Annotated in this window: 10 protein-coding genes; 8 read left to right on the forward strand and 2 right to left on the reverse strand. The window is 67.0% G+C overall.

The window, feature by feature from the left end:
- Positions 1-163: 163 nt before the first annotated feature.
- The 8 genes from MFF26_RS18845 to MFF26_RS18880 all read left to right on the forward strand — a co-directional run bounded on the left by MFF26_RS18845 (position 164) and on the right by MFF26_RS18880 (position 10549).
- Complete coding sequence (locus MFF26_RS18845; protein ID WP_238308308.1) at positions 164-1474, forward strand: glycosyltransferase family 4 protein; 1311 nt, start codon at positions 164-166, stop codon at positions 1472-1474.
- A gap of 137 nt (positions 1475-1611) precedes the next feature.
- Positions 1612-1935: a rhodanese-like domain-containing protein gene (locus MFF26_RS18850; RefSeq protein ID WP_137827709.1), complete on the forward strand. Its 324-nt coding sequence runs from the start codon at positions 1612-1614 to the stop codon at positions 1933-1935.
- Positions 1936-2051: 116 nt separating this feature from the next.
- On the forward strand, positions 2052-3194 hold the full coding sequence (locus MFF26_RS18855; protein ID WP_171015387.1) for an efflux RND transporter periplasmic adaptor subunit: 1143 nt from the start codon (positions 2052-2054) through the stop codon (positions 3192-3194).
- Between the two features lie 142 nt (positions 3195-3336).
- Entirely contained in the window at positions 3337-6537 is a 3201-nt protein-coding gene (locus tag MFF26_RS18860; RefSeq protein WP_238308309.1) for an efflux RND transporter permease subunit, read from the forward strand.
- Between the two features lie 80 nt (positions 6538-6617).
- The gene (locus tag MFF26_RS18865; protein WP_137827706.1) at positions 6618-7496 is read left to right on the forward strand and encodes an MBL fold metallo-hydrolase; all 879 of its coding nucleotides are present in this window, start codon (positions 6618-6620) and stop codon (positions 7494-7496) included.
- Positions 7497-7891: 395 nt separating this feature from the next.
- Complete coding sequence (locus MFF26_RS18870; protein WP_137827705.1) at positions 7892-9352, forward strand: methyl-accepting chemotaxis protein; 1461 nt, start codon at positions 7892-7894, stop codon at positions 9350-9352.
- Positions 9353-9577: 225 nt separating this feature from the next.
- On the forward strand, positions 9578-9820 hold the full coding sequence (locus tag MFF26_RS18875; protein ID WP_238308310.1) for a hypothetical protein: 243 nt from the start codon (positions 9578-9580) through the stop codon (positions 9818-9820).
- Positions 9821-9901: 81 nt separating this feature from the next.
- The gene (locus MFF26_RS18880) at positions 9902-10549 is read left to right on the forward strand and encodes a DedA family protein (RefSeq protein ID WP_137827704.1); all 648 of its coding nucleotides are present in this window, start codon (positions 9902-9904) and stop codon (positions 10547-10549) included.
- Positions 10550-10652: 103 nt separating this feature from the next.
- Here MFF26_RS18880 and MFF26_RS18885 read toward each other — a convergent pair whose 3' ends face one another.
- The gene (locus tag MFF26_RS18885; RefSeq protein ID WP_238308311.1) at positions 10653-13478 is read right to left on the reverse strand and encodes a bifunctional transaldolase/phosoglucose isomerase; all 2826 of its coding nucleotides are present in this window, start codon (positions 13476-13478) and stop codon (positions 10653-10655) included.
- A gap of 161 nt (positions 13479-13639) precedes the next feature.
- Positions 13640-14377, reverse strand: a complete 738-nt coding sequence (trmB, locus tag MFF26_RS18890; RefSeq protein ID WP_137827702.1) for a tRNA (guanine(46)-N(7))-methyltransferase TrmB — start codon at positions 14375-14377, stop codon at positions 13640-13642.
- Between the last annotated feature and the right edge of the window lie 6 nt (positions 14378-14383).

Here is a 14383-nt window from a genome sequence, read left to right on the forward strand (position 1 = left end):
TCGAGACGGCGGGCGGACGCGACGGCATCGGTGAACGGTCGCCTATCATTGCAAAGCGCTTTAAGGGGTCCTTCCGGGCTCCTTCGGGAGCAGGCCGGGATCGACCCTGAAGTGGTTCGGCACGGCATCACCGGTTTCATCGACGGTCGAGCCCCGAGACCCCATGCCCGCGCGCCCCGTCGCCGTTGACCTGACCCGCCTCATCATCCGCCTGCGCCACAGCAGTCCGACCGGGATCGACCGGGTCGATCTCGCCTATGCCCGGCACATGCTCGGCCACGCCGGAGGGGGCAGCGACCGGTTCGGCCTCGTTTCCACGGAATTCGGCCCGAAAATTCTTGTACGCGATGCGGCCCTGTCGATCGTCGAGGCTGTGGCGGCCGGCTGGGTCGAGGATGTCGCGGCGGAGGACGATCCGGTCTATCGCGCCCTCAGCGATCATCTCGAAAGCGGCGATGCCGCCCGGTTCGGGCAGGGGAGGCGGCCGAAGGAGAAGCGGGCAGCCTCCTGGCACCGCCGTCGTGTTCAGGCCGAGACGGCCTTGGGCGCCTGGCGCGCCGCCGGACCGGACCGCCTGCCGCAGGGAACGATCTACCTGCACACCTCGCATCTTCGGCTCGACCGGCCGGGCCGTTTCGATTGGCTCTACGGCCGACGCGACGTGCAGCCGGTCTTCTTCGTCCACGACCTGATCCCGATCTCGCACCCCGAATACGGGCGTCCCGGTGAGGCGATGCGGCACGAGATCCGCATGGAGACGGTCGCGCGCCATGCTGCCCATGTCATCGTCAACTCCGCCGATGTCGGCGAGCGGTTCTCCCGTCACGCGGTGTCGCGCGGTCTCGGTCGCAAGCCGCTGACGGTGGCGCCGCTCGGTGTGGAGCCCATCTTTTCGGCCGCAGCGGACGAAGCGGGGCCGGTCCGTCGCCCGTTCTTCCTCGTCTGCGGCACCATCGAGCCGCGCAAGAACCACCTCCTGCTTCTCAATCTCTGGCGCGACCTTGCCGAGCGACTGGGAGACGAGACCCCGCGCCTCGTTCTCGTGGGTCGGCGCGGCTGGGAAATCGAGAACGTCGCGGACATGCTCGATCGCTGCCCGGCGATCCGCGCGCATGTCACCGAGGTGGTCGGCCTCACCACCCACGGCCTCGCCCGGCTGATGCGGGAGGCCACGGCCCTGCTGATGCCCTCCTTCATCGAGGGTTATGGGCTGCCGGTGGTCGAGGCGGCGGCGAGCGGCCTGCCGGTGGTCGCCTCCGACATCCCGGTCCACCGGGAGATCGGCGGAGATTTCGCCCATTTCCTCGATCCCCTCGACGGACCCGGCTGGATGCACGCCGTGCGCGCGCTCGCGGAGCCCGGCTCGCGATCGCGGGCGGAGTTGTGCGGGCGACTCACCGGTTACGCGGCACCGACCTGGGCGGCACATTTCGAGCGGGCCGAAGCCGCGCTCGCCACGCTGCCCGAAGGATGAGGGGGAGCCGTCGGCGCTCCCCTATGATTGCCACCGAGCCGGGATCGGCTCTAGAAGTCGGTCCACTTCTCCTAGTCGCGTGCATCGGCGCCTCGCAGCCGGTGCGGCGCTGTCCTTTTCTCGAAAGTCTTGCTGCGATGACGGTGGTCGATCTCGACCGGGATACGGTCAAGCGGGGCCTCGCGGATGGCTCGATGCTTCTCATCGACGTGCGGGAGGATTACGAATTTGCCCGTGGCCACATCCCGGGCTCGGTCTCGTTTCCGCTCTCGACGTTCGACCCGGATGCCCTCAAGGCCCTGGTCGAGGCGGATGGCCGACGGCCGGTCTTCTCCTGCGCCTCCGGCGTCCGCTCGGTGAATGCACTTGCCGCGGCCCAGGGCGCGGGGCTCGACATCACCGAACATTATGCCGGCGCCTTCAAGGACTGGTACGCCGCCGGCGAACCGGTTGAGGCATGACGTCCTTTTCGGTCCGGATACGCTGATCGATGAACGAAAAGTGAATGGCATGTGCGCGAGCGCACGCCCGATCCTTCACCGCACGGATTAGGCCGCGACGTGCAGGGAACCGAATGATGCGCAGCCTCCGGCCTCTCCTTCTCGTCTCGCCGCTGATCGCCGCCGCCCTGATGGGCCCCGGCGGTGCCGCTGCGCAGGCTCCCGGTGCGCCACCTCCGGGCGTGACCGTGGCCAAGCCCGTCGTGAAGGAGATCGTCGAGCAGGATCAATATACCGGCCGCTTCGATCCGATCGAGTTCGTCGAGGTCCGGGCGCGCGTCACCGGCTATCTCGACAAGATCCTGTTCCAGGACGGGGCCAACGTGAAGAAGGGCGACGTGCTCTTCCTCATCGACCGGCGCCCCTACAAGGCGGCCCTGGAGCAGGCCCAGGCCGCGCTCACCTCGGCCAAGGCCCGGCTCGCCTTCACCCAGACCGATCTGGAACGCGCGCAAGTGCTCTCGAAGGGTGGCAACATCTCCGAGCAAGTCACCGACCAGCGCCGCCAAGCATCGCAGACCGCGCAGGCCGATGTGGACAGCGCGGAGGCGGCGCTGCGCAACGCCCAACTCAACTACGACTTCACCGAAGTGAAATCCCCGGTCAACGGACGCATCAGCCAGCGTCTCGTCACCGAGGGCAACATCGTCATCACCGATCAGACCATGCTGACCACGATCGTGTCCCTCGACCCGATCTATTTCGGCTACACGGTCGATGAGAAGTCGTTCCTGAAATACCAGGGCACGCTGGGGATCGGCATGGGCCAGACCCAGCGCGGCAAGGGCGCGCCGATCCGGATCGCGCTCTCGGGCGAAGAGAAGCCGACCCGCAAGGGCACGCTCGACTTCGTCGACAACCGCGTCGACAACGCCACCGGCACGGTGCTGCTGCGCGCGACCGTCGAGAATCCCGACGGCTTCATCAAGCCGGGCCTGTTCGGCATCGTCTCGATGCCGGCGACCAAGCCCTACCAGGGCATCCTGATCCCCGACGAGGCGGTCTCGGCCAACCAGGACAAGCGCATCGTCTACGTGCTCGGCGAGGGCGACAAGGTCGCGGCCAAGACCGTCAAGCTCGGCCCGCTGGTCGATGGCTATCGCGTCGTCCGCGAGGGTCTGAAGGGGGACGAGAGCGTGGTGATCAACGGCGTCGCCAAGGTCCGCCCCGGCGCCCAGGTCAAGCCCGAGACGACGCAGCTGCCGCCGACCAAGGGCTGACGAAGCGCCGTTCCGCGTTGAGGGGCGTGGGCAGCGGGGGAAGACAATTCGTGTCGACGCCGACCGGCGCCGGCCTGGACGAGGACGGCAAGCCGCCCGCGGGCGCGTGACGCGCGCTTCCCGGCGGCCAGAGGTTTGACCGATGCGTTTCGCTCACTTCTTCGTCGACCGGCCGATCTTCGCTTCGGTGACGTCGATCATCTTCCTGATCATCGGCTTCGTTGCCTACGAGAAGCTGCCCGTCTCGCAATATCCCGAGATCGTGCCGCCGACCGTGACGGTGCGCGCGAGCTTCCCCGGCGCCAACGCCGAGACGGTGGCGGCAACCATCGCGACGCCCCTTGAGCAGGAGATCAACGGCGTCGACAACATGCTCTACATGACGTCGCTGTCGACCAACGACGGCGCGATGCTGCTTACCGTCACCTTCAAGGTCGGCACCAACCTCGATATCGCCAACGTGCTGGTGCAGAACCGTCTCTCGGTCGCCCAGCCGCGCCTTCCGCCGGACGTGCGCAACCTCGGCGTCATCGTCCGCAAGGCCTCGCCCGACCTGATGCTGGTCGTGCATCTGCTCTCGCCGAACAAGACCTACGACCAGAATTACCTCGCCAACTACATCTACCTCAACATTCGCGACGAGATGCTGCGCCTCGATGGCGTCGGCGACATCTCGATCTTCGGCGGTAACGAGTACGCGGAGCGGATCTGGCTCGATCCCCAGAAGATGGCGGCCTACGGGCTGACCACGACCGACGTCACCACCGCTTTGCAGGAGCAGAACGTCCAGGTCGCCGCCGGCCAGCTCAACGGGCCGCCCGCCGCGCCCGGCGCCGCCTTCCAGCTCGTGGTGCAGTCGCAGGGGCGCTTCCAGTCACCGGAGGAGTTCGCGGACGTCATCGTCAAGGCGAGCCAAGGCCGCCTCGTGCGCGTGCGCGACATCGCCCGCGTCGAGATGGGCCAGAAGGACTACACCACGAACTCCTTCCTCAACGCGACGCCCGCGGTCGGCATCGGCGCGTTCCAGCGGCCGGGCACCAACGCCCTCGACGCCGCCGCCTCCGTGAAGGCGACGATGGAGCAGTTGAAGAAGAACTTCCCGCCGGACGTCGAGTACCGCATCGCCTACAATCCGACCGAGTTTATCGAGGAATCGATCCACGAGGTCTACAAGACGCTGTTCGAGGCCGTCCTCCTCGTCGTCATCGTGGTGCTGGTGTTCCTCCAGAGCTGGCGCACGGCGCTCATTCCGGTCATCGCGATTCCCGTCTCGCTGGTCGGCACCTTCGCGGTGATGTCGGCGCTCGGCTTCTCGCTCAATAACCTGACCCTGTTCGGGCTCGTGCTCGCCATCGGTATCGTCGTCGACGACGCCATCGTCGTGGTGGAGAACGTCGAGCGCAACATGGCCGAGGGTCTCTCGCCGGGCGAGGCCGCCCACAAGACCATGGACGAGGTCGGCTCGGCGGTCATCGCCATCGCCCTGGTTCTGGCGGCGGTGTTCATCCCGACCGCCTTCATCCCCGGCATTTCGGGCCAGTTCTACAAGCAGTTCGCGCTCACGATCGCGGCCTCGACCATCATCTCGGCCTTCAACTCGCTGACGCTCTCGCCCGCCCTCTGCAAGCTGCTGCTCAAGCCGCATCACGCCCATCAGAAGCCGAAATTCTTCCTCACCCGCTTCATCAACTGGCTCGCCGACCTGTTCAATCGCGGTTTCGACAAGCTGTCGAACGGCTACGGCCACGCCATCCGGTTCCTCACCAGCACCGCGATCGGCGTCATCGCCATGCTGATCCTCTATGCGGGGGTCATCGCTGGCACCCTGCACCTCGCCCGGACCACGCCCACGGGCTTCATTCCGGACCAGGATCAGGGCTACCTGATCGGCGTCGTGCAGCTGCCCGCGGGCTCCTCGCTCGACCGCACCACCGCCGTGGTGAACCGGGCCGCCGAGATCGCCCGCGGCGTCGATGGCGTGACCAACACCGTCATCATCGCCGGCTTCGACGGCGCGACCTTCACCAACACCACCAACGCGGCGGTGATGTTCCTGACGCTCAAGGGCGCCAAGGAACGGGCCGCGGCGGGGCGCAGCGCCGCGGTCATCACCGGCGACGTGCTCAAGGCCACCTCCGGCATCCAGGAGGCGCGCGTCATCGTGATCCCGCCCCCACCGGTGCGAGGACTGGGCCAGGGCGGCGGTTTCAAGATGCAGATCGAGAGCCGCCAATCCTCGGCGATCGGCCCGCTGCTGGCCGCCGCCGGCGAGGTGATCGGTCAGGCCAATCAGAGCAAGGACGTGACCCGGGTCTTCACGACCTTCGGCAACGACACGCCCCAGCTCTATCTCGACATCGACCGCACCGTCGCCCGCATGCTCAACGTGCCCCTCGCCAACGTCTTCTCGACGGTGCAGGCGGCGCTCGGCGGCACGTACGTCAACGACTTCAACACGCTGGGCCGCATCTATCAGGTGCGCGTGCAGGGTGATGCGGTCTACCGCATGTCGAAACGCGACATCGAGCAGCTCAAGGTCCGCTCCTCGACGGGCGCCCTGGTGCCGTTGGGGACGCTCGCTTCGATCCGCGAGATCACCGGCCCGCAGATCGTGCAGCGGTTCAACCTCTACTACTCGGTGCCGGTGCAAGGCGTGGCGCAACCCGGCATCTCGACCGGCCAGGCGCTCGATTCCATGGAGGCGATCGCCAAGCAGGCCCTGCCCGAAGGCTACGCCTACGACTGGACCGAGATCGCCTACCAGCAGAAGGCCGCGGGCGGCACCGCCATCTACGTCTTCGCGCTGGGCGTGCTCCTCGTCTTCCTCGTGCTCGCGGCGCAGTACGAATCCTGGGCCTTGCCGCTGGCGATCCTTCTCGTGGTGCCGACCGGCGTGCTCGCGGCCCTGTTCGGGGTGCAGTTGCGGGGGCAGGACAACAACATCCTGACCCAGATCGGACTGATCGTGCTGATCGGCTTGGCGGCCAAGAACGCGATCCTGATCGTGGAATTCGCCCACGACATCGAGGAGGGCGAGCACAAGGGGCCGGTCGAGGCCGCGGTGCAGGCCTGCCGGCTTCGCCTGCGCCCGATCCTGATGACGGCCTTCGCCTTCATCCTGGGCGTGCTGCCGCTCGTCATCGCCACCGGTCCCGGTGCCGAGATGCGCCAGGCACTCGGCACCGCCGTGTTCTTCGGCATGATCGGAGCGACCTTCTTCGGTCTGTTCCTCACCCCGGTCTTCTACGTCGTGATCCGCAAGATCGTGATCTGGATCGGCAAGAAGCGCGGCAAGTCGGGCGACCACGCGCCCGAGCCACACGGAACGCCCGCACACGGCTGACCTTTTGCGCCAGAGGGGATGCGAAGACGGCCGGGAGCCCTAGCTTCCGGCCGTTCCCTTTTTCACGCACAGGATCGCCCGTGCCCGGTTACCTGCCCTTCGCGGGCGCGCTGCAGCTTCCCGCCTATACCTGCGACAATTGCGGATTCTGGCAGCGCCACTTCGCGCCGCCGCCTTCCTGCCCGATGTGTCTCGATGCGCGCCACGTCGTACCGCAGGACGGGTGGCGCTTCCGCTCCGAGCGCGAGGCGCAGGAAGCCTTCCCCTGCCATTGGCAGGAATTGGAACCGGGCGTCTGGCGGTTCTGGAACGAGCCGGTCTCCGGCATTGGCCCGAGCGCCTATCTCGTCCAGACCGAACACGGGAATATGGGCTTCGAGGGCTGCCCGGTCTTCAGCGCGGACGCGCTCGACCAAATCGAGCGGCTCGGCGGAATGAAGGTGCTCTCCGCCTCGCATCCCCATTCCTACGGTGCGCTGGTCCAGTTGCAGGACCGATTCGATCCGGAGCTCTGCCTGCCGGCCGCCGACTTCACCTGGAGCGCGGCACTTCAGGTTTCCTGGCCCTACGACGACTTTCTCGAACCCTTGCCGGGGCTGGAACTGCATCGCACCGCCGGTCACTTCGACGGCCACGCCGTGCTGTTCGACCGCAAGCGAAAGATCTGCTTCTGCGGCGATGCGCTCAAATTCGAGCTCGATCCCGAGAATTTCCGGAAGGCGACGACGATCTCGGCCCACAAGGCGTTCGTGCGCGGCGTACCCCTCACCGTGAGCGAATTGCGCCGTTACCGCGACGTCTTCGAACGACTCGATTTCACCCAGACTTGGACCCCGTTCGAACCGGCGGCGAATGTCGGGCGGACCGAGGTGCTGGCTTTGATCGACGCGATGCTCGGATCTCGGCCGCACGCGGCGCCGGTGCCGCTGGATCGGCTCCACGCTCCCCATGGTGCATGATGCAGCGGCGGGGGCGTGCCCCGTCGCACCTGTCGATCCCACGCGGCGAACCCGGATCTCCTGATCTCGAAGCGGCGGCCCGGCCGTCCAACATACCGGGATCCGGAGCCCGATCCCGGCATCGCCCCGTCCCGGCGATGCCGACGGCGCCACGCCCTCCCCGAGACAAGCCCGTCACCGCAACGCCGCCGCAACCTAGCGGAAAATGCAATATTCCTTTTCTGCCCAGCGTCATCATTCTTAACCACCCGTTAACTCGCGCGATAAAATATTCGTGAGCCTGCGAGGGACATCGACCGGATCCAAGAAATAGCCGGCGGTTACGCTCTTACTGGCTTGGATGGCGATCACTTCGTCAGTGAATACGAAGGTTCGCCGAGGCGGGGGCGAAGCAAATGTTTCGAAAGTCTGTCCACAACGAAGCACAGGCAAAGCTCGATGCCCTCGACCGATCGCTGGCCACCGTCGAATTCGCGATGGATGGGACGGTTCTGAACGCCAACCGGAACTTCCTGTCGGTGGTCGGCTACCGGCTCGACGAGATTCTGGGCCAGCATCACCGGATGTTCTGCGACGCGGATTACGTCGCGAGCGCCGATTACGCCGCCTTCTGGGCAAGGCTGCGCAGCGGCGAGTACGCATCGGGCGAATTCGCCCGGGTCGATCGGAATGGCCGGCGGGTTTGGCTGCAAGCAACCTACAACGCGATCCTCGACGCCTCCGGCAAGCCGGAGCGGGTGGTCAAGTTCGCCGCCGACATCACCGTCAAGAAGAACGAGACCAGCCGGCTCATGACGATGATCGACGGCATGCCCATCGCCGTCATGACCGCCGATCCCAACGACGCCTTCAAGATCAACTATCTGAACAAGACTTCGCAGACGACGCTCGGCTCGATCGAGCAACACCTGCCGATCAAGGTGTCGCAGATGCTGGGCACGTCGTTCGACGTGTTCCACAAGAACCCGCAGCACCAGCGCTCGCTTCTGGCGGATGCGAGCCGCCTGCCGCACCGGGCCAAGATCAAGGTCGGCCCCGAGACGCTCGATCTGCGCGTGTCCGCGATCAACGGGCCGGACGGTCGCTATATCGGGCCGATGCTGACCTGGGCGGTGGTGACGGCGGAAGTTCAGATGGCGGCCGAGGTGAAACGCGTCGTCGAGGCCGTCGGCGCGGCGGTCGGCGAGATGCAGCGTTCCGCCGAGGGTCTGACACGCTCGGCGGATGAGGCGCGCTACCGTGCCTCCTCCGTCGCCGCCGGCTCGGAGCAGATGACGGCTTCGATTCAGGAGATTTCTGGCCAGGTCGGCAGCGTGTCCGAGCGGGCCAAGCGCATCGCCAGCCAGGCCGAGGCCACCGACACCACGGTGCGGATGCTGGCGGAGAGCGCCCGCAAGGTCGATGCGGTGGTGGCCATGATCAAGTCGATCGCTGACCAGACCAATCTCCTTGCGCTGAATGCGACGATCGAGGCGGCTCGCGCTGGGGCGGCCGGGCGCGGCTTCGCGGTGGTGGCGACCGAGGTGAAGGCGCTCGCGGAGCAGACGGCTCGGGCGACCGGCGAGATCACCGGGCAGATCGCGGCCATCCAGAGCGCGACGGGCGAAGCGGTCGACGCCATCGGCGGCATCACCGCCGCCGTGTCCGAATTGTCGAACCTGACCGTCGCCATGGCGAGCGCCGTGGAGGAACAGGCGGCGTCCACCCACGAGATGTCGAGCAATATCGGCGGCGTCTCGGCGGCGGCCAACGCCACGGGGCAATTCGCGGAATCGGTGCGCGGCATCGCCGACAACCTGGCCGACCATTCCACCAGCCTCGGCGGCAGCGTCGAGCGCTTCCTGAAGGCCAATTGATCGGGCGACAGGGCCGTCGCTCCACCCATCTCACGAGCGGGGCGACGGGCGTTCGAGGGTCAGAGGACGGGCGGCGATAGAGCGAAACACTGTGAATAGGGGCCGGGCAGCACCGGATCGATCGAAGCGATGCAACCGAAACAAGGGTCGCGGATTGACTGATCTCTGATAGCGTCCGACGACCGCTCCCGTGGGAACGGGTGCCGGACGCCGCGCGAGCCTCCCTTGAGCCCCATCGTGTGGGGGGCCGGCACCGGTGACATCATGATCGATACCGTCCTCCTCATCCCTCCGGGTTTCGGACCCACGGCCAATCCGCTGCTCTTCGGCGTGTCGGAGGGATTGGCCCGGCTGTTCCCGCTTCCGGGGGACCAGACATTCGCAACGTCGCAGGGCCCGCACGAGTCCAGCCTCGACCCGCATCAGGATTCGGCCTCGGCGCCGCTTTCCTCACCTGCCGAGGCCTAATTTACGGGTGTATCGGCGCGCCCTGTTGCGGCCACGTTCATCACCACATTGCTCCGCACGACTCGCGGAGTGAATTATTCCATGTCCTTCTTGCAGGGGCTGCCGATCGGCGATCTGATCGCGCATTACGGCTACCTCGCCATCTTCGTCATCATCACCCTGGAAAGTGCGGGCGTGCCACTTCCGGGTGAAACGATCCTGATCACCTCGGCGGTCTATGCCGGCAGCACGGGCGGATTGAACATCGTCCTCGTGGTGGCTGCCGCCGCGGCGGCCGCGATCCTGGGCGACAATCTGGGCTACTGGGTCGGACGACGCTGGGGCATGCCGCTGCTCATCCGCTACGGCCACCTCATCGCCCTCGACCACGGGCGGCTGAAGCTCGGGCAGTACCTGTTCCGCGAGCATGGCGGGAAGATCGTGTTCTTCGGCCGCTTCACCGCGATGCTGCGCGCCTATGCGGCGGTGCTGGCGGGCGTCAACAAGCTCGATGCCCGCCGCTTCTTCGTGTTCAACGGCCTCGGCGGCATCGCCTGGGCTTCGATCATGGGCTTCGGCGCCTATTGGTGCGGGCGCTCCATCGAGCACATCGTCGGGCCCGTGGGCCTCGGCCTCCTGGCTTTCGTGATCTTCGGTGGTCTGGCGCTGTGGCTCTTCATGAAGCGTCACGAGGAGCGCCTGCTGGTCAAGGCCGAAGCCGCGATCCCGGGGCCGCTGACGACGCACTGAGTGATGGCGAACATGAGAAAGGGCGGCGCGCGGCGCCGCCCTTTCTCATGTCGATGGGGCGCTGCCCCCGCCCCGCCGAAGGGATGATCCCTTCGAGATCCCGTTACGAAACGATGGCGCCCTTGATGGCAGTCGCGACACGCTTCACGCCTGCCGGGACGTCGCCGCCCTTCAAGTGGATCCGCAGAGCCCGGCGCTTGCGCTCCGAGAGCACGGCGAAATCGCCGCGTGCCTGCGCCGCGATCACCGTCTTGAAACCGAGCTTGCGGCCGGGAATCGCGAGGTCGTCCGACGGGTCGGCGGTGATCTGCAGGAACACGCCGGAGGCTGGTCCGCCCTTGTAGGCCTGCCCCGTCGAGTGGAGGAAACGCGGGCCGAATTCCAGGCAGGTCGCCACCTGCCGCGCATCGCGCAAGGCGAGACGCGCTTCCTGCAGCGCCGCGTGATGGGTCTCGTTGCGCTCGACATAAGCCAAGACCGCGACGTAGTCGCCCGCCTTCACCCGGCCGAGATGGGCCGACACGATGGCCTCGACGCTGTCGCCCTGGCGCAGGGCTTCGGCATTGGCCGGATCGGCATAGAGCGCGACCGTATCGTCCTCGAAGATCGGCGTCTCGGCCGGCAGCGCGTCGGTCTCCTCGGCGCTCGCGAACAGCTTCTTGGTCTCGATCTTACTGGCCTCGACATCGGGCTGGTCGAACGGGTTGATGCCGAGCACGGCCCCCGCCACGGCGGTGGCGATCTCGAAGCGGAAGAACTCCTGCGGCAGCTGCTCGACCTTCTCGAGATCGATGCGCACCACCGGCTGCGCGTCGCTCTCGAGAACCTTCACCGCCTCGTCCTGCCGCGGATCGGCCCGGCCGGTCAGGCGCAGATACACGAACAGGCGATCCTCGCCGTAGACCGCGGGCACGCCGACGGGCTCACCCTCGACCGGGATGATGCCGTACCCCTCCTTGCCTGTCGACTCGGCAATCAGCTGCTCCGCCCAGGTGCCGAAGGTGTCGATGCCGGGCGAGGCGATGAAGGTGATCTTGTCGCGACCGAACTCCTTGGCCGCCGCGCCCATGGCCGCTCCCAACCGCACGCCCGGATTGGCCGCGGGCGGCACCGCCGGTCCGCAGGACCGAACCATCATACGGGCGGAATCGAGGAACTCGCGGATCTCGACGCCCGCCGCCGCTGCCGGCACGAGGCCGAATGCCGACAGCACCGAGTAGCGCCCGCCGATCTGCGGCACGCCGAGGAAGATCTTGCGGAAGCCATCGTCCTGGGCGGCCTTCTCCATGGCCGAGCCCGGATCGGTGACGGCAACGAAGTGGCGACCTGCCTTGTCGGCGCCGACGACGTCCTTCATTCGGCCGAGGAAGTAATCACGGAAGACGTTGGGCTCGAGCGTCGAGCCGGATTTGGAGGCAACGATGAAGAGCGTCGTCGGCAGGTTCACCGCCGCCTCGACGGCGCGCACCTCGTCCGGATCGGTCGAGTCGAGGATGCGGAGTTTCGGGAACCCCTCACGATGGCCGTAGGTCGCCGCGATGACTTCCGGGCCCAGGCTGGAGCCGCCCATACCGAGCACCACCGCGTCGGTGAAACCCTCAGAGCGAACCTCCTCGGCAAAGCCCTCGTAGAGCGCCACCTTCTCCAGCTCATCCTCGACGATGCGCAGCCAGCCCAGCCACTTCGCCTCGTCGCGGCCGGTCCAGACGGTGCTGTCATGTGCCCAAAGACGCCGGATCGCGCCGCTGGCGCGCCAGGATTCGACGGCCTTGTCGGTGGCCGCCTGCAACGCGTCCCCGAGCTTGAAGGATTGGGCATTGAGGCGATGCCCGAGGAAGGCCACGCGCTTGCCCGCGACCGCGCCGAGCAAGGCATCGGCGGCATCGACGAAGAGCTGCACGCCCTCTTCCACCAGCTGACGCGCCACAGCCTCGATGTCGATGCCGGACTGCGCCAGCCGCTCCATCACGGCCTGTGCCTGATCGACGTTCTCCTCCAACGACGCGCGCACCCTCCCATGGTCGCGGAACGCGTCCATCGTGGCCGGCGGCATGGTGTTGACGGTGTTCTTGCCGATCAGCTCCTCGACATAGAGGACGTCGGAATAGGCCTTGTTCTTGGTCCCCGTGGAGGCCCAGAGCAGGCGCTGCGCCTTGGCACCCTTGGCTTCCAAGGCCTCCCATTTCGGTCCTGAGAAAACCCGCTTGTAGCGCTGATAGGCGAGCTTGGCGTTGGCGATCGCGACCTTGCCCTTCAGGTCTTCATAGCCGCCGACTTCGTCCAGCTTCTTGTCGACGAGGCTGTCGATGCGGCTGATGAAGAAGCTCGCGACGGAGGCGACCTTCGACACATCGCCGCCCTTCGCGCCGAATTCGGTCAACCCATCGATGAAGGCGTGGGCGACCTCCTCGTAGACGCTCTGCGAGAACAGCAGGGTGATGTTGACCGAGATCCCCTCAGCCGTGAGCTGGCGAATGGCCGGAAGGCCCGCAGGGGTCGCCGGCACCTTCACCATCAGGTTGTCGCGCGCGACCGCCTTGTGGAGACGGCGGGCCTCGGCGAGCGTCTCCTCGGTATCGAGGGCGAGGTAGGGGGAGACTTCGAGGCTGACATAGCCGTCGGCGCCGTCGCTCGTGTCGTAGACCCGGCGCAGCACGTCGGCCGCCGCCTGGATGTCGGCGATGGCCAGCCCCTCGTAGAGATCGATGACCCGGGCGTCGCCCTGGTCGAGGACGGCCTTGAGGCTGTCGTCGTACTCCGTCGAGTGACCGATCGCCTTCTCGAAGATCGAGGGGTTGGACGTGACGCCGCGCAAGTCGTCACGCTCCACCAGGGCCTGCAACTCGCCTTTCGCGACGAAGCCGCGGGCCACGAAATCGAGCCAGACCGCCTGCTCGTGCTCGGCGAAGAGGGCGTTCAGCGCGTTCATCTCGGTCGTCCTCGCGTGGTTTTCGTCCCGCACCCGGTAGATAGGGCGCGCCTGCCCGTGCAAGGCCCCCACCGAACGCGCAGGAGCGTCCGATTCAGCGCAAGTCGAAGCGTGACGGTGATGGTGCGGGGAGGGCGCCTCGGCAAGGTGTCAGCCGGGCTTTATCGGCCGGACGACGCTTCGATGCGCTCGAAGGTGAGGTAGCTCGGCAGGCGACCGGCCGCGAGCGCCTTGGCCTCGTAGCGGGTGCCGGGCCAGCCGGGGAAGGGCTTGCGCCAGTCGTCGGCCTGACGCGCGGTCCAGCGCAATGACGGGCAGCGGGCCGCCCGCACCAGCGTCCAGCCCACGTAATCGTCGATATCGGAGGCGAAACGGAAATGTCCGCCGGGTCGCAGCACGCGGGCGATCTCGGCCAGCGACGCGTCGGAAACGAAGCGGCGCTTGCGCTGGCGGCGCTTCGGCCAGGGATCGGGATAGAGCAGATAGACCCGCGCCAGCGAGGCATCCGGCAGGGCGGCGAGCAGCGCCGTCGCGTCCTCGTCCCAGACGCGGACATTGCGAAGGCCGCCATCGTCCACGGCGCGCAGCAGCTTGACCACGCCGTTGACGAAGGGCTCGCAGCCGATGATGCCGGCACTCGGATGGGCGGTCGCCTGGGCGGCGAGATGCTCGCCGCCGCCGAAGCCGATCTCCAGCCAGACCTCGTCCACCGGAACCGGGAACAGGGCAGGGGGATCGAGAGGGGCACCATTCTCCGGGATCGCGACGCGCAATTCCGGAAGCAGCGCGTCGAGGCGCTGCTCCTGACCCGGCCGCAGCCGTTTGCCCTTGCGGCGCCCGTAGAAGGCCCGCTCGTCGGTCCCACCCGCCCCGGGAGGGATGGTCTCATCCCTCTCCATGGCGGA

The organism is Methylorubrum suomiense, assembly GCF_022179765.1.
Lineage (GTDB): Bacteria > Pseudomonadota > Alphaproteobacteria > Rhizobiales > Beijerinckiaceae > Methylobacterium > Methylobacterium suomiense.